This window comes from Leuconostoc citreum, from assembly GCF_007954785.1.
Taxonomy (GTDB): Bacteria; Bacillota; Bacilli; order Lactobacillales; family Lactobacillaceae; genus Leuconostoc; species Leuconostoc citreum.
The window spans coordinates 208,709-231,452 of record NZ_CP042410.1; the positions used below are offsets into that span (position 1 = coordinate 208,709).

A 22,744-nucleotide genomic window follows, 5' to 3' on the forward strand; every position below is an offset into this window, starting at 1 on the left:
AGTTAAATCCAAAATGGGTAGGTTTGCAGGGTTGTTGTAAAAATAAAACTACCATTACCAAGCTCTTCACCATCTAATTGACCTGGTTGGATATCATGCACGTGTATTTGTGCACCTTTTTGTAGTGTAAAATGGTGTACTTTTTGGTCTTTTAAATGACGACCATCCTTTTTCAAGCCTATAAATAATGTTAAAAAGTGAATAAAAGACATTTTTTCAACAACAATCATGTCTAACTGTTCTTCAAACAGATCAGCTTGTGGCAGAATAGCCAAACCACCACCAAAATAAGGTTGGTTGACAATGGTTGCTAAAAATACTTGATGTAGATGATAATATTCCTCACCATTTGTAATTGTTACCGGAAAGCTATTTTGATTAAAGAAAGTAGAAAAGGCAGTAAAAGCATAACTCATTGCGCCAAAATGCAATTTGTTAAAGTATGTTTTCCATTTTGAGTGATTAGTTTGAGCAACGACTGCGGCATCAAAGCCCATACCCATGTTATTAATAAAATATTGTGTTGTTTGGTGCGGCGCTTCACCGATGATTTTGCCAACATTAATCATTTTGGGCTTAACAATTTGTTGTAAACGGTTAATGACTTCATCTGATGAACCAATATGACAAGCACGAGCGAAATCATTGCCTGTACCGGTAGGAATATAAGCAATAGGCAAGTATTGGTGTCGTTGTATTTGTAATAAACCATTAAGTGTTTCGTTAAGGGTACCATCGCCACCGATAACCAGCACCACAGCTTCCGCATCAACCAATGTTTTAGCCAAATTCTTGGCTAAATAAATAGCATGATCCGGATACTCTGTATCAAACCATTCGATGACATTAGGCATATTGCGTATATTGTTAGTTACCGCTGTATGTTCACCGTTGCCAGCATGCGGATTATGAATCACATAAAAATTAGGCATTGTCCTTGTCTTTCAATAAAACTAGTTTTATTGTAACAAAAAAAGCCCATTAGGGCTATGCCAGTTAACCTAAGAAATGACGAAGTTGTGCCATACGATTAATTAATGCTGTGACAGCAATTGGGGCACCATCTTTGATTTGAACGACTTGTAGCGCTATTTCTGCGTGTTGTTGTTCTTCTCTGGTTTGTGGGCCAACTTCAAGGTTAAAAATAGCTTTTAGAATCATAATATCACGTTCGACCTCAGCCCAAGCAGGACTTTGAGTTTTAAGCACTTCAAGTGCATCGAGATTGACATAATGTGATAGTTCTTGGAAATCTTTTTTCATGCTAGGATAATTACGTACAAGGGCGGATAGATGATCGGCGTTTAAGTTTTCTAATGCACGACCGAAACCAATAAATTCTGGTGGGACACCGATGGAATAAAAGGCGCCAGTAAAGTTAATCGCACGAGGTAATTCGATACCGTCAACTGACCGAGAATAGCCTAGAACACCCACGTGTTGGCGACGGTCACGACGCTTAGGAAAGGCCTTAAAGATTGGTTGCATATCAGGCACCAGCTGATCTAACGTATGAGCGTAGAAGGCCGCGGATTCTTCAGCAACCTCGGCCAAAATCGTTTGATCTTCGGCTGAGATCTGCAATGGTTCTACGACCGGTAATTTTGCTTTCAATTCACTGATGGCACTTTGAACGTCCTCGATGGGAAAATCATAGCGAAAAGCCGATTGGACAGTCGCTGTTCTCACACCTGGGAATTCTTTAATGTAGCGGTCAATACGCTTTGGTGACAAGCCACCACGGAAAATAGCAGAGCCTGTACCAGAAATTGGATAAATTTCTATATTTTCTTCGCGCGCAAATTCATGCAGACGTGCAATGGCCAATTTGTTTCCTGTGATTGAACTCATGAAACCAGCCGTTAATGCTGAATCAGAACCAGCTAGGAAGACACGAAGATACTTAGGACGGAACCCAAAGTGCTTCTCATGGAGCTGAAGGTATTCTTTTAGAATTTCAGGTGCATGCAGTTGTGTATCGAAATCTTCAAATAATGGAATCATTTCGATGTATGGTGTATTTTTATCTGATCTTGTAAATTCAACTGATTTAAAGTTAGCCAGCTTTTCAAAAAGCACTTGCATTTCTATTAATTGATCCGCACGTTGCGCCATTGGTAAAATTGTTTCAAATAATGGTCGTTGTGCAAAGCCTAAGTCATGTGCAAAATCCTCTGAACTGAGAATTGCGGTCATGGCCTGCATTAAATTATAGCCTTTTTCTTCCCAGATGTTAGGAAATCGGAAAGTGAGAAATTTATCTCTACCAATTTGATTTGTTTTAAAGTAATCGTATTCGGTGCTAAACAAACGGTCAATGACAGCCGCATCAGCGTGCTTGCCTTCCCAATCCCACATGTATTCATCAACGTTTAGCTCACTGAAATTTTCAAAAGCTTCATTCATTTCACGGTAAGCGCTGATAAAAGGTTGTTGAGAAGAATCCCAGAATGGTGCATTAGCGTTATCTGGATGTTGTGTACCCATAATTGTTGGGATTTTTCTTTCTGTCATTGGGGGCTCCTTTAATTGATACTTATATCATTCTAGCATACTATGACTTGATTAAAAATAAGAATGTCCAGATTTATTAGAAAACATGATTGTTTTTATTCAAAATGTTCGGAATATACAGCGGATTTGTTTATATTAAAAAAGCACCCAATAGATGGGTGCTTGGTTTAAATCATAATTAACATTGGCAAAATCATTGGCTTGCGTGCAGTTTCTTTATAAAGGAATCTAGATAAGTCATCAATGACAGCTTGTCGAATATCTGCTTCACTGGCATTTGAATTATTCATGATACGACGCATTGTACCAAAAATAATGCGTCGACCCTCATTAATGAGTTCGCCCGATTCACGCATATAAACAAAGCCACGTGACAAAATATCCGGTCCAGATAGAATTTCTTTCTTTTTTAAATCAATTGTCGCTGTGACCACCACTAAGCCATCTTGGGATAACTTTTGACGATCATGTAGTACAACAGAACCGATATCACCAATACCTGAGCCGTCAATATAAGTATCGTCACCAGGAAAATGACCTGCAACACGAGCGTTTTCGCCATCCAAAGCCAAGACATCACCATTTTCTAGGATGAAAGTATGGTCTTTTGGAATATCTAACTCATGTGCCAAAGAAGCATGGACTTTTAGCATACGGTATTCACCGTGAACTGGCATAAAGTACTTTGGCTTCATTAATGCTAACATTAATTTCTGTTCTTCTTGACCGCCATGACCAGAAGTATGAATGTTATTGACTTTACCATATATAACATTGGCACCGCCTTCTTCAAGCTTATTGATGACAGCATTGACCGAAGCGGTATTTCCTGGTATTGGGGAAGATGAGAAAATAACATTATCTTTTGGCTTCAAACGAATTTGCTTGTGTGTACCTTCAGCAATACGTGCTAGAGCGGCCATTGGTTCGCCCTGTGATCCAGTAGATAGTATTAATAATTCATCATCAGGTATATGTTTGATTTCTGATTGTTCAACCAACATGTTATCAGGGATGTTCAAGTAACCAAGGGCACGACCGTTTGTGACGGCAGATTCCATTGAACGGCCGAAAACAGCTATTTTACGCCCATGAGCAATTGCTGCATCAGTTGCCATGCGAACACGGTTCATATTAGAAGCAAAAGTTGCAAATATAATGCGACCATGTTCCAACTTGTCAAATATGCGATTAACAGATTTTGCAACCCAAGCTTCAGATTTCGTCCACTCTGGTCGCTCTGCGTTGGTCGAGTCACTCATCATTAGTAACACACCTTTTTCACCAAGACGCGCCATTGACCAAAGGTTAGGTGGCTGCTTTGTTGTTGGCGTCAGGTCAAATTTGAAATCACCAGTTTCGACGATAGTGCCAACAGGGGTGTGTACAGCAACACCAAACACATCAGGAATGGAATGGGTTGTTCGGAAAAATTCAACATTCAGTTGATCAAATTCTAGAACAGTGCCATCCGTAATTTCGTGTAGTTCAACACGGTTTAACATTTGCTTTTCTTCAAGTTTGTTCTTGATTAAAGCCATGGCTAATGGGCCGGCATAAACTGGCACATTAACAGCTTGCAAAAAGTAGGCGATAGCACCAATATGGTCTTCGTGTCCGTGAGTAATGACAAGTGCTTTGACGCGATCGATATTGTCGACTAAATAAGTATAGTCGGGAATAACATAGTCAATACCAAGTAATTCGTCTTCGGGGAACTTAATACCCGCGTCAACGACGATAATTTCATCTTGATATTCAATACCATAAGTATTCTTACCAATCTCGCCTAAACCACCTAGCGCATAAACTGCGACTTCGTTAGGTTTGATATCTACAGAATATGTCATAGGTTAGAATGTTGTCATCTTGAAGTTAGGGTTGGCCTTCTCATAAGTGACGGCCTTATCTGACAACTCTTCAATAAATTCAACGTTATAGTCAGTGTTTTCTTCAATTATTTCACGTGCTTGTGGTAAACTTTCAGCTGTTAGGTAAAGTGAAAGTGTCGTTTCCCGTTTGGGATTGCGCTCAGGGTGTTCTTGGTAATAAACTTTGTAAATCATAATGCCTCCAAATAGTGTTTTAATTTTAATTTGTCACGAACGAAAACCTATATTATAGTGTACCACATAGCATTTGAAAACGGGAAACTTGTCGACATATTCCTTGCTTATTGGTCCTAATATTGATAAATTGATATAAAGGAATAATTCAATGACAGTGCAAGCAATTACAGTATTCATGGGGTCACAACTCGGTAATCAATCGAGCTATATCACGATGGCAAAACAATTAGGTCAAACGATTGCTCAACGGCGTCTCAAAATGATTTACGGTGGTGGTCGAGATGGTCTAATGGGGATTGCTGCAAGGTCGGCCATGGCTGAAGGTGGCGAAGTTGTAGGTATCTCACCGAATAACTTGGCTGAGGAAGCGATAGCTATTGATAGTGTGACGAAACTCATTGAAGTTGCAGATATGGACGAGCGTAAGCGTCTATTAATGGCCTATGCCGATGCCTTTATTGCGCTACCAGGCGGATTTGGTACATTAGAAGAGATTGCACAAGTGATTAGTTGGGAAAAAATTGGGCTACACCATAAGCCACTGGTATTACTGAATACAAATGGTTTTTATGATAGTTTGTGGCATTGGCTGATGACGAGTGTGTCCAGTGGTTTTGTGACGCAAAATGATTTAGATAAAATCTACCTTGCGGATACTGTCGAGTCAGCCTTAACTTATCTTATTAATGAATCTGACAGATAATAGCACGGAGGAAATATGGCACAATCTGATATGATGGCCGAATTTATTGGCGTCTATATGTCATCGCTTAAAAATTTAGAAAAATTGATTTCACAGCCAACGAGTGCCTATGGCATTTCTTTTGAACAGTGGTTAATTATGTCGGCCGTGGCACACAGTCGCACACCATTGACTTTGACAGAAATTGCTGCCGAACGTGGTGTTACCAAGGGCGCGGTCGCGCGTCAACTAAAGCCACTCTTTGAAAAAGAATATTTACAGCAAGTAACAGACGACAAAGACCGTCGGCGAGTGTTGTTACATCTTACTGAGACAGGCGTAGTGGTTGAGACAACCATTACCGAAAAAGTTAGCAGTCGTTTCAATAAATGGCTCGGCATTTATGGTTTAGAAGAAGGTAAAAGTTTGTTGGCGCATTTACATCGATTAGAAGACCTAATTGTTAAACCAGAATTAGCGCATAAAAATATTGAGAAATAAGGTTTTTTGTGGTACAATTTTATCTTGTTTGACTACTGCAGAGACAGTTAATTTCTGTTATAATAAACATATTATTTATAAAAGAGGATACTAATCATGGCTATTGGCATGAATGATTTGAAAAATGGATTGACAATTGAGTACTCTAACTCAATTTGGCGTGTTTTGGATTTCCAACACGTTAAGCCTGGTAAGGGTGGTGCTTTTGTTCGTTCAAAATTAAAGAACCTCCGTACTGGTGCTGTGAATGAAGTGACATTCCGTCCTGGTGATAAGTTTGAACAAGCTGACATCACAACGCGTCCAATGTCATATTTATTTGCTGAAAATGATGGCCGTGTGTTCATGGATGTCGAAACTTATGAACAAGTTAATTTGCCAGATGATAAGATTGCAGCTGCCTTGAAGTTTTTGCTTGAAGGTATGGAAGTTAAGGTTACGATGTACGGTAACGAAATCTTAGGTGCTGAATTGCCTTCAACCGTTTCTCTAAAAGTTGTTGAAACACAACCAGGTATTAAAGGTGCAACAGCGACAGGATCAGGTAAGCCAGCGACTGTTGAGACAGGCGCAACGATTACTGTACCGGACTTTATTAACGAAGGTGAAACAATCATTGTTAATACAGAAGACGGTTCATACAAGGGCCGCGCTTAATTAAAGTGTGAACTTATGCCATTTGAGAGAATGATTATCGTGGAACAGCTTAAACGCACCAGGATTTTTATGTTGATAATCGGCATGACAGGGAACACGTTTGAAAAAGTTCCCCAGCGGAACTTTTTATTTTAGGAAATATTTTCGAGGATTAAATCATGGCCAGAGAAATAAAACGAAGTAAACAGACAACAAAAAATATTGTGTTAGCGACTGAAAGTCCAGTTGAGGGCACAACGCAAGTCACACCTGAAGTTATTGAGATTATTGCACAGATCGCAACACAAGAAGTGCCAGGGGTCTACTCAATGCGTGGTAAATTATCAGATCACTTCACAGGCGCTTTTGGTTCTAATGGACGCGGTAAAGGGGTTGAATTAACACAATCTGAGGATGGCTTAATCATTGACGCCTATGTCTTTTTGCAATATGGCGTGGCTGTACCTAAGGTTGCATTGGCAATTCAAAATGCTATTCGTTCGCAAATTTCATCAATGACTAATTTACTGATTGTGCAGACAAACGTTCATGTCAGTGGCATTGTTCCCGAGAAATTATCAAGTAAGATTGATCCTGACAATTTGTTTGGTGACGTTGTCACATCAGAGGTGCCCGATTAATGGCTAATTTAACACGACACGAATCGCGACAAGCCGCTTTCCAGATTCTATTTGCGCTGGAAAAGGACCCACAAAATAATAATATTGATCGTTTATATGATATTGTTTTAGAGGGTAAAGATTTTGATGATTACCTACCACGTTTGGTTAATGGTATTTTGGGTAATAAGATAGATTTAGATGCACAAATTTCAGAACATTTAGCGGCTGGTTGGGCAATTGCACGTATTAATAAAGCTGATTTAGTTATTTTGAGATTGGCTATTTATGAATTGAGTCAACAACTTGTACCATATAAGGTAGCAATTGATGAGGCACTGATTTTAGCAAAGACGTTTGCTGATGAAGATGATCGTAAATTTGTTAATGGCGTTCTGAAAAATTTTGCACCTAAAGTAGAAGCAACAGACACTAAAGATTGATTGAAAAGGCGCCTAGCGGCTTTTTTTATTATGATATACTGATAACAAACTGATGCCAATCTTATCTCTGATAAGAAAAAGCGAGTAAAAACGGAGGATCAGGTATTTAAAACACGTGTGGCACAAACTTCGGTTGTGCCAAATGATAGTGCTAGATACATATAGAATATGGCAATTTATGATTTAACAAAAACACCAGCTGATAGTTACGATACGCATACACATCTCAATGATGACAAATTATATCACGACGTTCCAGCGTATATTGGTCGTGCTAATGAGTTTCGCGTCATGGAAATGAATATTGTTGGCTATGATGCCACGGGTAACGAGCGTGCATTAGAAATTGCACAAGCGCATGATAATATTTATGCTGTACTAGGTTTTCAACCCGAAGATACGGCTGATTTTGATGAAGCTGCAGCATTGTTATTGTCGCATCAACTTGAACAAGAAAAAGTAGTTGGCGTTGGAGAAACTGGTCTGGATTATTATTGGGATACACCATCACGCGAGATACAAAAAAAAGCTTTCCAGACACATCTCGCTTTAGCTAAAAAATATGACTTACCAGTGATTATTCATAATCGCGATGCCTTCAATGACGTTTACGATATAGTGAAGGCAAGTGGTGTCACTAAAGGTGTTATGCACAGCTTTTCTGGGACACCAGAGCAGGCTTTAGCATTTGTTGACTTAGGCATGCATATTTCCTTTAGTGGAGTGGTCACTTTTAAAAAGGCAGAAGAGGTTCGTGATGCGGCGCGAGCTGTCCCACTTGACCGTATTTTAGTCGAAACAGATGCCCCTTACTTAGCGCCAACGCCATTTCGTGGTAAAGACAATGAACCTGCACTTGTGAAATATGTTATCGATTCCTTAGCCGAAACTTTAGCTGTCACGCCTAAGGCGTTATCAGAAATAACACGAACAAACGCGCATCGTCTATTTTTAAACCATGAGTGATAAGCCGAAAATCAATGAATTTATTGTGGTTGAGGGTCGTTCTGATACGGAAAATTTGGCACGTGCTGTTTTAGCAGACACAATAGAAACTGGTGGCAGTGCTATTAATGCTGATGCCATAATCCGGGCACAGGTAGCCGCTAAAACAAGAGGCGTTATCATTTTAACCGATCCTGATTTTAATGGTCAGCGCATTCGGCGTCTTGTTGCTGAAGCTGTGCCAACTGCTAAACATGCTTATATAACACAAGCACAAGGTCGTGCAGCAAAGGACAATGTGCACAAATCACTCGGTGTCGAGCACGCAACACCTGACACATTGAGAATGGCATTGTCTCGTGTGATGACACCCCAAAAAACCGTTACAACTGATATTACGCAATATTTTTTACAGGAAAATGGCTTACTGAATGGGCCGAATGCACGTCAGTTGCGCCAAAAAATCGGCGAAACATTAAACATCGGTTACACTAACGGCAAACAACTATTAAAACGTGCCCAACAATTTGGTTTAACGCGAGATCAAATTTTGACAGCACTAAAAAAGGAAACATAGTATGGCAGATATAATTGATATTGCAAATCCAACACGAACACAGGCTATTTTAAATCAGTATGGGTTACATGCTAAAAAGAAGTTTGGACAGAATTTTTTAACTGATTTGAATGTACTGCACGGTATTGTTGATGTTGCGGGTATCACGTCAGAAGATTATGTTATTGAAATTGGCCCAGGCATTGGGGCTTTAACCGAACAACTGGCACGTTCAGCCAAAAAAGTTGTTGCGTTTGAAATTGATCCACATATGGTTGCTGTACTAGCCGAAACATTATTACCTTATGATAATGTGAAAGTCATTGAAAACGATATTTTAAAAGTTAACTTGGCTCATGTGATTGCGACTGAATTTGGTGAAGGGGCACACGTCAAGATTGTGGCCAACTTACCTTATTACATTACAACCCCCATCCTCATGCAATTATTACGAGCCAAAATTTCATGGGACAATATTGTGGTTATGATGCAACGTGAAGTTGCTGATCGTTTAAACGCTGAGATAGGAACGAAAGCCTACGGTGTACTCACGTTAACGATTCAATATTATGCTCAAGCACAATTGGCAATTAAAGTACCGGCAAGTGCTTTTAATCCGTCGCCAAATGTTGATTCAGCAGTGGTGATGTTGACGCCGATTGTTCCAGAAACTGTTGTTGATAATCCAGATAAATTATTTTCCGTTGTTAAAGGTAGTTTTGCCCATCGGCGTAAGAGTTTATGGAACAATATGTTGCAAATGTTTGGTAAACAAGAAGACGTTAAGCAACGGATACAAGACGCTTTGGACTCAGTAAACATTGCCTCATCTATTCGTGCCGAGCGTTTATCTTTGAATCAGTTGACAGCGCTTTATGAAGCCCTTAAGTTGCAAGGATTGATTAAATAACCGTATATTATTGCATTTTCTGTTGCCATTATACACTCATCATTTGTGAAAAAAACCTAATTATGTTATAATAGATTAAGTTTTCACGAAAGGTGGTATAAAAATGCCAAGTAGTTTGCAAGACATCAAGATTAAGTTAGATGCACATGTCGGTGAGGCTGTCACCGTAGTTGCACAAGCTGGTCGCAAAAAAATAACCGAACGTAGTGGTGTATTACGTTCGACATTCCCCTCGCTGTTTGTGGTTGAGTTAGACGATGCAAACTTTGAGCGGGCATCATACAGTTATACTGATATATTAACGAATAACATTGATATTACCTTTACCGATTAATTTTTATTTCGCCCGTTAGGGCTTTTTTTGTAGGTGAGAGATAACAGCAACCATGAACAGACAAGCAATATACGCTATTTTGACAATTTTATTAATTCCGTTAGGTTTACTGTGGGTATTTGTTTATATGACAACAGACACACCAGCCCCAAAACATGTACCAGTAAAAATTGTTACTGATAATGTTGCTTATCAACAAATTGCGGCATCTGTTGCTGGTAAGAGTGGGCAAGTGACTTTGGTGTCTGCTAATTTACCTACCAAAAATCAGCGTCAGGCCTTTAAATCGGCAGAAATTATCTTAACAGATAGCCATCAAGATCAATTACTAACGCAACGCAATAAACAGCAGTTACATTCAAAAATTCTAGTTGCTAGTGATGTTGTCAATGATCAAGGCGCAGGGAACTATTGGTTGAGTCCGGAAATCATGTTGCGAACGATTAATAGGTTATCAGATTTACTGAGTGACTTCGATCCGCAAAATCGTGACGTCTATATGCATAATAGTCAAAAGCTGTTAGATAACCATCAGGCCTTATCGAATGGTATCAATACCTTGAAATCAAAAAATAACGTTCAGTATATTGCGACCAACAATGCGCAACAAATTTTTATGTCGCAATTGAATTACCGACGTGTTTTACCAGATGTTGAAACGGCAGACGATAAAGCATTTGACCAAATAAGCCAGGATTTTAAAGCCAAAAAAATAAAATTTATATTAACGGCACCCCAGGATCAGAGTCAAAATGATCAGCGCTTGGTGAAGCTGGCAAAAGATGCTAAAATACCAGTAATTACTTTTAATCAAGTTTTGCCTCATGACGAAAATATTTTGGCTTGGCAATTCAATTTTGTAACACAAATAAACAATGCAATTCAGACAATAGAAAGTGGTAAATGATGGCAATTATCCAGACACGTGATTTTGGTATCCGTTATGGTGAAAAAGCTGTCTTGTCACACGTGAACGTTGACGTGCCGGCAGGACGCTTTTTTGCCTTATTGGGAGAAAATGGGGCAGGTAAAACGACCTTTATTAAAGCTATCATTGGTCATAATCAGCAGACCAATGGCTTATTAACCCTTAATGCGAAACGTATTGGTTTCGTACCACAATTTCGTGATATTACGAGAGATTACCCATTGAGTATAGCAGAATTTGTGGGATTAAATTATAATAAAGGCTGGCGATTATGGTTTTCTCCCGTCGAGAAACAGCAGATTGCGGCTGCTTTACAACGTATGGATTTATCTGATATTGCGTCAAAGCGTTTAGGTTTGGCATCTGGTGGTCAGCAGCAACGTGCCTTTGTGGCACAGGCTTTAGTACAGCAACCCGACCTACTTATTCTTGATGAGTCGACAGCTAGTTTGGATCATGAACATAAAGTGGCGTTATTACAAAATATTAAACAGCTACAAAAGGCACAGGATCTTACCGTTTTATTTATTACGCATGAGTTAAAGTTAGTATCACAATATGCTGATGGTTATTTATTATTTGACAATGGTCATGTAACGCAAGGTGAAGCAAAAGACCTAGGGGCACTAACGACTAAAATGACAGCACCCTATGATGAGGATGAGGTAAGGGATGTTTAATTATGATTTTATGCAAAATGCATTCATGGCAGGGACTGTTGTTAGCATTGTCGCTGGTATTGTTGGGACATTTGTGGTGGCACGGAACTATGCTTTCTTAACGCATACATTAAGTGAAATTGGTTTTGCTGGTGCAGCATTTGCCCTGTTTGCTGGTTGGCCAGCATTGTTGGGGATGATGCTAGCAACTAGTGGTGCTTCAGTGGCTATTGGTGCGCTCGAATCTGGTTATACCAAGCGCGATAATGTGACTAGTGCAGTCTCAGCTTTAGCCATTGGTTTAGGTATTTTATTTTTAGCTCTTGGACATACAAGTACCACAGCTGCAACTGGTATTTTATTTGGTTCAGTATTAGGCATTAGCCGTCAAGATTTAGTACTGTTACTAGCTTTGGCGCTACTCGTCATTATTGTTTTGTTTTTTAACTATCGTGCATTGAGGCAACTCTCATTTGATGAAGCTGGTATGTTTTTGCAACATGGGACACAAAAAATGGTTCGTTATATTTTCCTGATTATTATTGCCTTGTCAGTTAGTATTTCGTCGCAATTAGTTGGGTCATTATTAATTTTTGTTCTGGTAACTTTACCAGCTGCTAGTGCAAAATATTATGTCACTACAACGCCACAATTGATGGGTGTAGCCATTGTCTTTGCGCTATTTGGCACCTGGGTGGGACTAACTTTGGCCTATCTGACGAACTTGCCAACGAGCTTTTTCATTGCTGTAATTGAAGTGTTGATTTATTTAGTTTCTGTCTGGCAATTTCAAAAAAACGCTTAAATACCGAACATTGACGGTGTTTAAGTGCTATAATTAAACTCAAATACTAATACTCAAAAAGGAGAAAACGTGCTAATTAACTTTTAGCACGTTAACATATTATGAAAACACGTCGTTCCGATCGTCTTGTCGACATGGCGCGCTACATGCTTGAGCGCCCACGCACATTAATTTCATTGTCTTATTTTGCGAAGCGATACGATTCAGCTAAGTCCTCTATTTCTGAAGATTTATCTATCCTAAAACGCACATTTCAGGAGCGCGGGACAGGATTAATTGAGACAGTACCTGGCGCAGCTGGCGGTGCGCGTTTTGTACCTTTTATGGCTGAAGATGAGGCGAGAGACTTCATTGAACAAATACGCCGAGATGTTAATGACGAGACGCGTGTACTACCTGGTGGGTACGTGTATCTTTCAGATTTATTAGGCCGACCTGATATTTTAAGACAAGCTGGGCGACTGATTGCAACCCAGTATTTAAGAGATAACATTGATGCTGTTATGACTGCAGCCACGAAAGGTGTACCTCTGGCACAAGCAGTTGCTGAACAGTTGAATGTACCTTTTGTGATTGTTCGTGATGATGCTAAAGTGACTGAGGGACCAACGGTTTCAGTTAATTATCTAACAGGATCATCAAAGCGTGTTGAAAAAATGGAGTTATCACGTCGTTCTTTGCGAACAGGCTCTCGTGTATTAGTGGTGGATGATTTCATGAAAGCTGGTGGTACCATTCAAGGTATGCAGACGCTTGTGAGTGAGTTTGATGGTACCGTGGTTGGTACCGCTGTTTTTGCTGAAGGACGTTCGGCAACTCGATTGTTAGATCGATTCACATCGTTGCTTCATGTTGATACGAATTTGAAAAATGGTGATCCCATTTTGGTGACCGCTGGTAACTATTTGCAAGAAATTTATAAGCACGAGGCCTAATTTTAATGAGTGATGAAGTAAACGTTTTAGTATTAGCTGCTGGTCATGGTTCACGCATGAAATCTCGTGTACCAAAAGTATTACATCATGTTGCGGGACAAACAATGATTGATTGGGTTCTAGATGCTGTTGCGCCTTTAACACCTAATCGACCAATTACTGTCATTGGTGTGGGGGCTGAAAGTGTTCAAACTCATGTTGGAGAACGTAGTGACTTTGTTTTACAGGCACAGCAATTGGGTACAGGACATGCAGTACAACAAGCACAAGATAAATTATTAGCGAGTCACGGTGTGACTTTGATTATGTCTGGAGATACACCAATGTTTCGAGCAGAAACATTATCAGAATTTATTGCGGCACACCGTCAGTCAAACAATGCTGTCACTGTATTAACTGCTGTGACGCAAGAGCCAACTGGTTATGGCCGTATCGTTAGAGCAGACGACGATACAGTATTAAAAATTGTTGAACAAAAAGATGCCAGTGTGACGGAACGTCGAATTCAAGAGATTAACACAGGTGTGTACGTATTTGACAATCAACTCTTATTTGAAGCTTTGGCGCAGGTTAAAAATAATAACGCACAAGGCGAATATTATTTGCCAGATACATTAGACATCCTAAGACAAGCCGGACACCAAATTGGTGCGCACGTGTTGCATGATTTCACAGAGTCATTGGGTGTGAATGATCGTGTCGCTTTATCCGTTGCCAATCGTGTGATGCACGCTCGTATTAACCAACAATTAATGATTTCTGGCGTTGAGTTGCTAGATCCTGATCATACATATGTTGACGCAGGTGTTATTATTGGTCAAGATACGGTGATCGAGGGTGGCGTGACAATTCTTGGTCAGACGACAATTGGCCAGGACAATTTATTGACACATGGTACACGTATTGTTGATAGCGTTATTGGTAACCATAACATTATCACAGATTCACACATTGAATCAGCAACGATTGCTGATCATGTTACTATTGGTCCGTTTGCCCATCTAAGACCAGAAGCAGATTTAGCTAATGGCGTGCATATTGGTAATTTTGTCGAAGTGAAACAAGCCAGCTTAGCTGCTAATACGAAAGCGGGTCATTTAAGCTATATTGGCAATGCAACCGTTGGACAATCAGTTAATATAGGTGCCGGCACAATATTTGTCAACTATGATGGTGTGCATAAATTTAATACCAACGTAGGCGATCATGCATTTATTGGGTCAAACACTAAGCTTGTGGCACCAGTGACAATTGCTAACGAAACAATTACGGCAGCAGGATCAACCATTACAGAAGATGTTCCGGAACATGCGATGGGTATTGCGCGTTCACGACAAGTGAATAAACAAGACTTTTGGAAACGCATGCCACATAAGTAATTTTTAAAAAGCCGTCGGTCAAGCTACGTCGCGGCTTTTTTATTATGCAACCGTTAACGTCAGTATTTGTGGTAATATAAAAATACGATATAAGTGAGGATAAAGCATTGAATATTACAGGCCAAAAGGCACTTGAAAATATTGTAGAAAATCATTTTTATGTGGATATATTAACAGTTGGCGATGAGCAGAATATTGACTTGGATGGCTTATTTGAGCGATTAGATAAGCACATCACTGATATAACATTTATGCATCTGGATATTTTAGTAGCTGGCGGTGTTAGCGAAGGCGGGACAACGTTGACATTAGAGACAAATATTATTAATCTACCTCTGCGTTACACTAGTCAGCTCAAGAAGCTAGTTTGGCCTGAAAAAACAGATAATGATGTCAATCTCTACATGATAATTGAAAATGAATTTGTCAGTCAATCACATCTTGTGATTGCATTAGCTAGTTCAGTTGCGGCTTATTTGGATGATTCTGATAGCGTTAAATATAAAATATCACAATGGTTTACTAACGAATTATCCGTAATACAGGAGCACCAATCAGGACAAAAAAATGACGAGAAATGAGCTATAGGATGATAGCCTGTCTCGTCATTTTTCTTGTTGTATTTTTGCCGTTAGATGGGATATTTGATTGTTGGTAAGATATGAAAATGCGAGAACGTGTGGGGAGGACGTCTGTTTAACACCATCTAAGCTACCAAGATCATAAACAGCAATAATGTATTCAGCCATTGCTTGTTTCGAATCAGCATGAAAATCAGGTATGACAATATCATCAAGATGGTTTTTTTGGGGATTGGCGATACGATTGATTGCATGTGTTTCAATATTTGTTATTTTTATCATAGGCTTATTATAAAGGCAAAGCCTTGTTTTGCCAATCTTTGTAGTATACTAAAATTATGTTTAAAAGAGGCTTTAATTTTAATACAACACGCATATCTTTTGTTGGCCGTGGCTTACTAATAGGGGTATTATCTGGTGTTGTAATTAGTGTTTTTCGCTATGCCATTGAAAAATTATTATTGTTTTGGATTGAAATATATCAGTATGTTGCGTTACCAAAGCATGGTTGGTTTGTTATTATTATTGTGTTGGTTAATATATGTATTGGTTTGTTGATTGCAAAAATGGTGCAGCAGGAGCCAAATATTTCTGGCTCTGGTATCCCTCAGGTTGAAGGCCAACTCATGGATGAGCTTAACACAAAATGGTGGGCGATACTCTGGCGTAAGTTTGTGACGGGTATTTTAGGTATTGGTAGCGGACTCATGCTTGGTCGAGAGGGGCCTTCCATTCAACTTGGTGCTGCGGTGGGACAAGGCGTTGGTTATACGCTACATTTGGATAAAAATGACAAAAAAATTGCGATAGCTAGTGGTGCTGCTGCTGGCCTATCAGCTGCTTTTAACGCACCAATTGCTGGTGTGATGTTTGTATTAGAAGAAATCTACCACAGCTTCTCACCACTAGTATGGTTGTCTGCACTGAGTGGCGCCATTGCGGCTAACGGCGTATCGAGTAGTTTATTTGGTTTAAAACCAGTTTTATCAGTGACGCAAGTACCTGTATTACCACTATCTAGTTATGGGTTACTGGTTATACTTGGCTTGATTTTAGGTTGTTTTGGTTATTTTTATCAACGCATCTTGTTAAAAACAAATATTTGGTACCAGAAAATTTTCCCAGTAGCGCATGCGTACTTTGGTATTGTGCCTCTGCTGATGATTATACCAGTTGGCTTACTTTGGCCTAAGGGTTTGGGTGGTGGTAACGGCATTATTTTGTCATTAGGTCATGTTATACCATCGCTGCAAATTCTTTGTGTCATGATTGTTGTGCGCTTTATTTTTTCTATGGTGAGTTACGGTTCGGGATTACCTGGCGGTATCTTCCTGCCAATTCTAACGCTTGGTGCATTAATTGGTGCTGCGACCGGGCAGTTGTTTGTTTTATTGGGTTGGCTAGAGAGTCAATATGTTATTGATTTTATGGTTGTTGGTATGGCAGGTTATTTTGCCGGTATTGGTAAAGCCCCATTTACAGCTATATTATTAATTGTTGAGATGGTGGGTAGTCTAACACATTTGATGCCACTAGCCATTGTTAGCTTACTCTCTTATTTGACGGTAGACTTATTAGGTGGCGAACCAATTTATACGAGTTTATTAAAACGATTAATTGGGCCAGGGCCGTTTATTAAAAGCCAGGAAACAATCACTATTGATATACCAGTATTGGTGGGGAGTGTGTTAGCTGATCAATCGGTACGTGATGTGCCGTGGCCTAAAAATAGTTTGTTAGTTTTGGTCTTACGTGAAAATAGTAGCATTATACCTCATGGTGATTTAATTTTAAGGCCGGGGGATCAATTACGTATTCAAATCGAAAAGAAACAATCACAGGCAGTACGAACGCAATTTTTGACATTACATTAGTGTCATGGTAGAATTAAATTATGCGATGAGTCGAAGCGCTTGAAAAATTAGCGCCGATTGCGGCCTGCTACGTTAAATCGTAAATCTCGTATAGATGCAGGTGTTAATAGTGGTTGTGGAACCCTATTTTCTCACCATGACTAACAGTGCTTGCACTGTGGCGACGCGACTTTGCTGTTGGTGTGACAACCAATAGTCGCCCGTAAGAGCGAATCTTACATGCCAAACTAACACCTGACAATTGTCAGGTGTTTTTTAGTTTTTCAAGATGATTGTGCGTATAATCTATTGGAGGTTTCAACCAATGATAGATCAAATACTGGCAATAAAAGAGAAAATACTAGCTTATCGATTCATAAAATGGGTTATAAGTGGCATAATGCTAATCCTAGTTCTGGGAATCTATGCGATTTATATGTTGTCACATCAACAGGAACTTACAAGCGTGAAGACGGATCCATCAAAGGAAGCCAGAAAAGCAACGATGACAAATGCTTCAACTGAGATAAAGAGTCAATCATCTGATGCGGTAATCATGGTTGATGTTAAAGGTGCGGTCAAAAAACCAGGTGTTTATAACGTTGTCGATAATCCACGTGCACAGAAAGCAATCGCTCAGGCAGGGGGAATAACATCAGAAGCGGATATTACAACAGTTAATTTAGCTCAGAAAATGTCTGATGGTACGGTGATTTATGTGCCCAACAAAAATGAACCACAACCTAATAACGAGAGAACGGTGATTGCTAAAAAGAGTGATAGTGCAAAAATTAATCTTAATACGGCGACTGCCAATGAACTTCAAATGTTGGAGGGCGTTGGAGCAAAAAAAGCAGAGCAAATTATTGCGTATCGAGAAACACATGGACATTTTAAGGATGTAACAGAATTAAAGGGTATACCCGGAATAGGGGACAAACGTATTGAATCTTTAAAAGATAAGTTATTGGTTTAAAATGAGCCGATATCTTTTAATTGTGACGCTTATTATTAGTGCACTAAGTGTTTTTGTTTATAGACAAGATACGCTGACACTTTGTTTTTTATTAGCTTGCCTGACTTTACTAATTTTTAATTTTAAGCAACAAATGATTTTTTTACTCAGTTTATTAGTGATACCATTTCTATGTTATTTTATGTTAGATACCTATCAGCTTGGTCAGCAAGCTAAGCAATCAGAAAATCAAAGATATATTTGCCGAGGCACCATTTTACCAGATAGTATTGCCATAGATGGTGACCAATTAAGTGCTAATGCCAAGCTTTACGAGTCACGTCAGGTCATTCGAGTGTATTACACATTCACTTGTCTAAAAGACAAGCAACAATGGCAATCCAATACAGATGTTTTGCAATTTAGTGCGTCTGGGCATTATAAACGGATGATGCCAGCTACGAACTTTAACCAATTTGATATGCGACGTTATTATGAAGCAAAACACATAACACATCAGCTAACAGTTCAATCGTGGTCTAATTTAAAGCAAAAATCAGTCCATTCTCTACTCGATACTTATCGCAACCATATTCATAAATGGCATGCGATAGGAATAAAGAAAGCAGAGATGTTACCACAGCCACTAAACGAATATGCTGAGTCAGTAATTTTTGGTGCTGCACCAAAATCGTTTTATGTTAATAATCCAGGCGTACAAAAACTTGGTTTAATTCATTTATTTAGTATTTCTGGTTTCCACATTAACTATTTATTGAAAATGGTAATGGGTATGTTTCGACGTTTATTTATTCCTAAAGAAATATCAGCAGTTATTGCAGGCATGATTTTATGTATTTATTTTGTTTTTTCAGGAGAAACAGCTGTCTTAATGCGCGCGGTTATTGTTGGCTTATTTTTTTTGTTACGCATGACTGGTTGGTGTAAAGTAACGCCGCCCACAGTTTGGTCGGTTAGTTTGTTAGGCACCTTAATATACGAGCCATGTATTTTATTAACATTAGGTGGACAATTATCATTTACTTTGACTTTCTGTCTGTTGTTTGCTAAGTCTTTGAATTTTTGGCAAACTAATATGCTATTAAGTTTGGTGAGTTTTCCTTTTATTGTGGCACAGCAATATACATGGCACATCCTTCAAACATTAGTCAGTTTTGCTGTTATTCCTATTTTCAGTACGCTAATTGTTCCTTTTACATTACTCGGTTTTGCAGGGCAAGATATACCTGGTATAGCGAAGGTTGTCAATGTGTTAATACAATGTTTTACTAGTTGTTTAGATAGCATGTCGATGTTGCCTGGTGATATGATTATTGGTAAACTGCCTAGTGTCGTGCTAGTATTATTTTTTACTTGTTCGTTGTTGATTTACGTTAAACAAAGCGCTTTAGCATTTTTTTGTCGTGGTATGTGCCTATTATTACTATTTTTTGGGACTCTTTGGGTACGTTACCCATTATATGGTGAGTTTACAACCTTTGATGTTGGACAGGGGGATGCCGCTTTAGTCAGAACGCCATTTAATCGATCAGTGACCTTGATTGATACTGGTGGTCAGGTTGACTTCAGTGCCAAAAAGGATTGGCAAATAAAACAGTATCAACGGACTAACGGCGAGTCCGTCATTGTGCATTACCTTCACAGTCGAGGTATTTCTCAGATTAATAACCTTGTGCTATCACATCACGATTATGATCATATTGGTAATGCTAAAGTTATTTTGAAACATCTTTCGGTTCAACGCGTCATTATCCCTGCTGGTATGCTAAAACAACAAAAATTTTTAAAAGAAATCCAACCCTACCTTGGTAGAACAAAGGTATGTGAGTTAACCGCCGGTGATGAAATACCAAATTGCCCATTTCATATTGTCCATCCCTTTACTTCGGGACAAGCAGAAAACCAAGACTCAATTGCGTTATTTGGCTGTTTAGGCAATCAACGAATTTTGACAGCTGGCGACTTAGATCGTGCAGGGGAAAAAGCAATTGCAGAACGATATCCAAAGCTGAAAGTTGATATATTAAAACTTGGGCATCACGGTTCTAAAACCGCTAGTGATCCGGAAACACTTAGAAAGTGGCAACCACAGTATGGTATAATTTCAGCTGGACGTGACAATCGATATAACCATCCACATAAAGAAACAATACGAACGTGTACGGTCAATCAGATAACAAACTTGAATACACAAAAAGACGGCATGATTCGCTATATTTATGATAATAATCAAACAAGCTATTTTGAGGTAAAAATAACGCATGAACTTAAAGCAACTGTATCAACAAATTCAAAATAATGCACTGGCCAATTTTTATGTAGTTATTGGCGATGAAGACATACTTATTCAGCGAGCAAAACAAGCTTTTAAAGCAATTATTAAGTCTGACGATCGCGAAATGAATTTTTCGCAATTCGATTTGTCGCAGCAGGATTTAAGTGAAGTAATCGACGATGCCATGTCATTACCTTTTTTTGGGGATAGACGTGTTATATTAATTCAAAATCCTGAATTTTTAACAGCGAAGGGTAAAATCAGTGAGACAAATCAAGACCAGTTATCAAAACTTATTGAGAGCCCTGTTGCAGACAATGTGGTCGTCTTTTTGATTAATGATTTAAAAATAGATAAGCGAAAAAAAATCACTAAACAGGTGCTTAAGCATGCGGAACAGATTGAATTAGCAGCACTTAATGAAAGTGCTGCTAAACAAGCCATAACACAACAATTACAGCAACAAAACTATACAATGTCACCTGATGCACTGCAAGAACTCGTAGTAAGAACCAATGCACAATATACCGTAATGGTCAATGAACTGCCAAAATTATTAGCCTATGCAGTATACGATAAGAAGATTACTTTAGATGCAGTTAATGCGCTTGTACCAAAAACGTTAACTGCTAATGTTTTTGATTTAGTTGATGCAGTTATGACCAAAAAAATCAAACAAGCACTAATCATATATCGTGCGCTATTACAGAATGGTGAACCGGCATTACGAGTGAATGCAGTTTTAACCGGACAATTTAGATTATTAATCCAAGTTGCTGGATTAAAGGGGAGTGATCAGGAAATTAGTCAACAGTTGGGTGGCATTCATCCTTATCGTATTAAGTTAGCACGTAAAATGCTGGGTAAATACAATTTACCGGCATTGCGGACTGGTTATTTAGGGATGATTTTAATTGAAAGTAAGTTAAAATCAACCAATCAAGACCCAGAAATGTTATTTGAAAGATTTATTTTACAATATGTATAGTAAAAAAGACTTGGAACATGTCCAAGTCTTTTTTACTATGAATTACTTTACATACTTAGCTAAACGTGACTTTTCACGTGAAGCCTTGTTCTTCTTAATCAAACCCTTTGAGTGGGCACGATCAATTGCAGAAGAAGCAATTTTGTACAATTCTGCCAAGTTGTCTTCACCAGCAGCTGCAGCCTTTTCAAAACGCTTAACAGCTGTACGGTAAGCACTAGCTTGTGGTTCGTTACGATCGTGTTGCTTTTTTGTAAGACGAACACGTTGAATTGCTGATTCAATAACAGGCATATGTCTTTTCTCCTTAAATTTGATACGAGGTTTTCAGGTTAATCTGAAAGATTAACGACGCAAACCTAAGCGTTGGATCAATTCACGATAGCGTTGAATATCAGTGTTGCGGAGGTAACGTAACAAGTTACGACGGCTACCAATCTTCTTCATCAAACCACGTTGTGAGTGGAAATCATGCTTGTGAGCTGCCATGTGTACGTTCAACTCATTAATATCAGCAGTTAAAACTGCGATTTGTACTTCAGCTGAACCTGTATCGCCTTCGTGGCGAGCATATTCCTTGATGATTTCGTTCTTACGTTCTTGTGTAAGGGCCATAATCATATCCACCTTTCTAAAATGTCGCCAATGACTGTGTAAAACGACGGTGAGACGCTGAACAAAGTCATTGGTCATGCTGTTTTTACAACATGATTAATTATACGCGATTTTTGATAAAATGCAAGCGTGTTAAGCACTTGAGTTATGGTAAAATGGATAAGTATATGTTTAGATGTGCAACGTGTTTGAAATGGCATGATATAGCACACAAGTAAAGGAGTAGATGAATGTCTGAAACAACAATTTCAAAAGAAGAAGTTGCCCATGTTGCTAAATTAGCTAAGTTATCTTTTGATGATAGCGAACTAACGCAATTTACAACACAATTAGGTGATATTTTAAATATATTTAATACTTTAGGTGAAGTAGACACTGCTGCAGTCGAACCCACTTATTCAGTCACTGAAAATGTTAACCATTTGCGTGATGATGTTGCACATAATTGGCACCAAAAGCAAGGCTTACTAGAAAATGCGCCACTGGCATCAGCTGGATTGATTAAAGTGCCGGCAATATTAGAGGATGAAGGAGAATAAT

The 22,744-nt window shown here is 38.9% G+C and carries 27 protein-coding genes; 20 read left to right on the plus strand and 7 right to left on the minus strand.

Annotated features, from left to right (window positions below; genetic code table 11):
• Window positions 1–2: 2 nt before the first annotated feature.
• The 4 genes from FGL72_RS01055 to FGL72_RS01070 all read right to left on the minus strand — a co-directional run bounded on the left by FGL72_RS01055 (window position 3) and on the right by FGL72_RS01070 (window position 4,580).
• The gene (locus FGL72_RS01055) at window positions 3–932 is read right to left on the minus strand and encodes a diacylglycerol/lipid kinase family protein (protein WP_040177325.1); all 930 of its coding nucleotides are present in this window, start codon (window positions 930–932) and stop codon (window positions 3–5) included.
• A gap of 64 nt (window positions 933–996) precedes the next feature.
• A complete protein-coding gene (ppcA, locus tag FGL72_RS01060) occupies window positions 997–2,514 on the minus strand; it encodes a phosphoenolpyruvate carboxylase (protein WP_004904811.1) in 1,518 nt (505 codons plus the stop codon).
• A gap of 167 nt (window positions 2,515–2,681) precedes the next feature.
• Entirely contained in the window at window positions 2,682–4,364 is a 1,683-nt protein-coding gene (gene rnjA / locus FGL72_RS01065; RefSeq protein ID WP_004902588.1) for a ribonuclease J1, read from the minus strand.
• 3 nt (window positions 4,365–4,367) lie between these two features.
• Window positions 4,368–4,580, minus strand: a complete 213-nt coding sequence (locus FGL72_RS01070; RefSeq protein WP_004902587.1) for a DNA-directed RNA polymerase subunit epsilon — start codon at window positions 4,578–4,580, stop codon at window positions 4,368–4,370.
• A 151-nt stretch (window positions 4,581–4,731) separates the two neighbouring features.
• Between FGL72_RS01070 and FGL72_RS01075 the strand changes: the two genes are divergently transcribed.
• The 15 genes from FGL72_RS01075 (at window position 4,732) to FGL72_RS01145 (ending at window position 15,497) form a co-directional block, all read left to right on the plus strand.
• Window positions 4,732–5,286, plus strand: a complete 555-nt coding sequence (locus tag FGL72_RS01075) for an LOG family protein (RefSeq protein ID WP_004902585.1) — start codon at window positions 4,732–4,734, stop codon at window positions 5,284–5,286.
• A 15-nt stretch (window positions 5,287–5,301) separates the two neighbouring features.
• Entirely contained in the window at window positions 5,302–5,766 is a 465-nt protein-coding gene (locus tag FGL72_RS01080; RefSeq protein ID WP_004904807.1) for a MarR family winged helix-turn-helix transcriptional regulator, read from the plus strand.
• Window positions 5,767–5,862: 96 nt separating this feature from the next.
• A complete protein-coding gene (gene efp, locus FGL72_RS01085) occupies window positions 5,863–6,423 on the plus strand; it encodes an elongation factor P (protein ID WP_004902581.1) in 561 nt (186 codons plus the stop codon).
• Window positions 6,424–6,581: 158 nt separating this feature from the next.
• Window positions 6,582–7,043 carry an Asp23/Gls24 family envelope stress response protein gene (locus FGL72_RS01090; RefSeq protein ID WP_146992305.1) on the plus strand — a complete coding sequence of 154 codons (462 nt, stop codon included), beginning with the start codon at window positions 6,582–6,584 and terminating at the stop codon, window positions 7,041–7,043.
• Window positions 7,043–7,465: a transcription antitermination factor NusB gene (nusB, locus tag FGL72_RS01095; protein ID WP_004902577.1), complete on the plus strand. Its 423-nt coding sequence runs from the start codon at window positions 7,043–7,045 to the stop codon at window positions 7,463–7,465. Before FGL72_RS01090 ends, nusB begins: the two co-directional genes overlap by 1 nt.
• 168 nt (window positions 7,466–7,633) lie before the next feature.
• A complete protein-coding gene (locus FGL72_RS01100; RefSeq protein WP_004902576.1) occupies window positions 7,634–8,431 on the plus strand; it encodes a TatD family hydrolase in 798 nt (265 codons plus the stop codon).
• On the plus strand, window positions 8,424–8,987 hold the full coding sequence (gene rnmV, locus FGL72_RS01105; RefSeq protein WP_146992307.1) for a ribonuclease M5: 564 nt from the start codon (window positions 8,424–8,426) through the stop codon (window positions 8,985–8,987). Before FGL72_RS01100 ends, rnmV begins: the two co-directional genes overlap by 8 nt.
• A 1-nt stretch (window position 8,988) precedes the next feature.
• The gene (gene rsmA / locus FGL72_RS01110) at window positions 8,989–9,876 is read left to right on the plus strand and encodes a 16S rRNA (adenine(1518)-N(6)/adenine(1519)-N(6))-dimethyltransferase RsmA (RefSeq protein ID WP_004902573.1); all 888 of its coding nucleotides are present in this window, start codon (window positions 8,989–8,991) and stop codon (window positions 9,874–9,876) included.
• Window positions 9,877–9,979: 103 nt separating this feature from the next.
• Window positions 9,980–10,210 (plus strand): Veg family protein, encoded by a 231-nt coding sequence (locus tag FGL72_RS01115; protein WP_004902570.1) that lies wholly within the window; start codon window positions 9,980–9,982, stop codon window positions 10,208–10,210.
• Between the two features lie 52 nt (window positions 10,211–10,262).
• On the plus strand, window positions 10,263–11,117 hold the full coding sequence (locus tag FGL72_RS01120) for a metal ABC transporter solute-binding protein, Zn/Mn family (RefSeq protein WP_004904799.1): 855 nt from the start codon (window positions 10,263–10,265) through the stop codon (window positions 11,115–11,117).
• Window positions 11,114–11,818: a metal ABC transporter ATP-binding protein gene (locus FGL72_RS01125; protein WP_004904796.1), complete on the plus strand. Its 705-nt coding sequence runs from the start codon at window positions 11,114–11,116 to the stop codon at window positions 11,816–11,818. Before FGL72_RS01120 ends, FGL72_RS01125 begins: the two co-directional genes overlap by 4 nt.
• The gene (locus FGL72_RS01130; protein ID WP_036069417.1) at window positions 11,811–12,602 is read left to right on the plus strand and encodes a metal ABC transporter permease; all 792 of its coding nucleotides are present in this window, start codon (window positions 11,811–11,813) and stop codon (window positions 12,600–12,602) included. Before FGL72_RS01125 ends, FGL72_RS01130 begins: the two co-directional genes overlap by 8 nt.
• A 101-nt stretch (window positions 12,603–12,703) precedes the next feature.
• Window positions 12,704–13,537, plus strand: coding sequence for a pur operon repressor (gene purR, locus FGL72_RS01135; RefSeq protein WP_004902563.1), 834 nt, complete (start codon window positions 12,704–12,706; stop codon window positions 13,535–13,537).
• 5 nt (window positions 13,538–13,542) lie between these two features.
• Window positions 13,543–14,916: a bifunctional UDP-N-acetylglucosamine diphosphorylase/glucosamine-1-phosphate N-acetyltransferase GlmU gene (gene glmU, locus FGL72_RS01140; RefSeq protein WP_004902560.1), complete on the plus strand. Its 1,374-nt coding sequence runs from the start codon at window positions 13,543–13,545 to the stop codon at window positions 14,914–14,916.
• A 107-nt stretch (window positions 14,917–15,023) separates the two neighbouring features.
• Window positions 15,024–15,497 (plus strand): hypothetical protein, encoded by a 474-nt coding sequence (locus FGL72_RS01145; protein ID WP_040190534.1) that lies wholly within the window; start codon window positions 15,024–15,026, stop codon window positions 15,495–15,497.
• 24 nt (window positions 15,498–15,521) lie between these two features.
• Here FGL72_RS01145 and FGL72_RS01150 read toward each other — a convergent pair whose 3' ends face one another.
• On the minus strand, window positions 15,522–15,779 hold the full coding sequence (locus tag FGL72_RS01150; RefSeq protein WP_004904787.1) for a hypothetical protein: 258 nt from the start codon (window positions 15,777–15,779) through the stop codon (window positions 15,522–15,524).
• 56 nt (window positions 15,780–15,835) lie between these two features.
• Here FGL72_RS01150 and FGL72_RS01155 point away from each other — a divergent pair, with 56 nt between their 5' ends.
• The 4 genes from FGL72_RS01155 to holA all read left to right on the plus strand — a co-directional run bounded on the left by FGL72_RS01155 (window position 15,836) and on the right by holA (window position 21,589).
• Window positions 15,836–17,371 (plus strand): ClC family H(+)/Cl(-) exchange transporter, encoded by a 1,536-nt coding sequence (locus tag FGL72_RS01155; RefSeq protein ID WP_146992309.1) that lies wholly within the window; start codon window positions 15,836–15,838, stop codon window positions 17,369–17,371.
• Between the two features lie 304 nt (window positions 17,372–17,675).
• A complete protein-coding gene (locus FGL72_RS01160; RefSeq protein WP_146992312.1) occupies window positions 17,676–18,326 on the plus strand; it encodes a helix-hairpin-helix domain-containing protein in 651 nt (216 codons plus the stop codon).
• A gap of 1 nt (window position 18,327) precedes the next feature.
• A complete protein-coding gene (locus FGL72_RS01165; RefSeq protein ID WP_146992314.1) occupies window positions 18,328–20,625 on the plus strand; it encodes a DNA internalization-related competence protein ComEC/Rec2 in 2,298 nt (765 codons plus the stop codon).
• Window positions 20,588–21,589 carry a DNA polymerase III subunit delta gene (holA, locus tag FGL72_RS01170; RefSeq protein WP_040177318.1) on the plus strand — a complete coding sequence of 334 codons (1,002 nt, stop codon included), beginning with the start codon at window positions 20,588–20,590 and terminating at the stop codon, window positions 21,587–21,589. The genes FGL72_RS01165 and holA overlap by 38 nt, the downstream gene beginning before the upstream one ends.
• Window positions 21,590–21,631: 42 nt before the next feature.
• Here holA and rpsT read toward each other — a convergent pair whose 3' ends face one another.
• A complete protein-coding gene (rpsT, locus tag FGL72_RS01175; protein WP_004902547.1) occupies window positions 21,632–21,883 on the minus strand; it encodes a 30S ribosomal protein S20 in 252 nt (83 codons plus the stop codon).
• 51 nt (window positions 21,884–21,934) lie between these two features.
• A complete protein-coding gene (rpsO, locus tag FGL72_RS01180; protein WP_004902545.1) occupies window positions 21,935–22,204 on the minus strand; it encodes a 30S ribosomal protein S15 in 270 nt (89 codons plus the stop codon).
• Window positions 22,205–22,434: 230 nt separating this feature from the next.
• On the opposite strand from rpsO, the gene gatC reads away from it, so the two are divergent.
• Window positions 22,435–22,743 (plus strand): Asp-tRNA(Asn)/Glu-tRNA(Gln) amidotransferase subunit GatC, encoded by a 309-nt coding sequence (gatC, locus tag FGL72_RS01185; RefSeq protein ID WP_004902542.1) that lies wholly within the window; start codon window positions 22,435–22,437, stop codon window positions 22,741–22,743.
• The last annotated feature ends 1 nt before the right edge of the window (window position 22,744 follow it).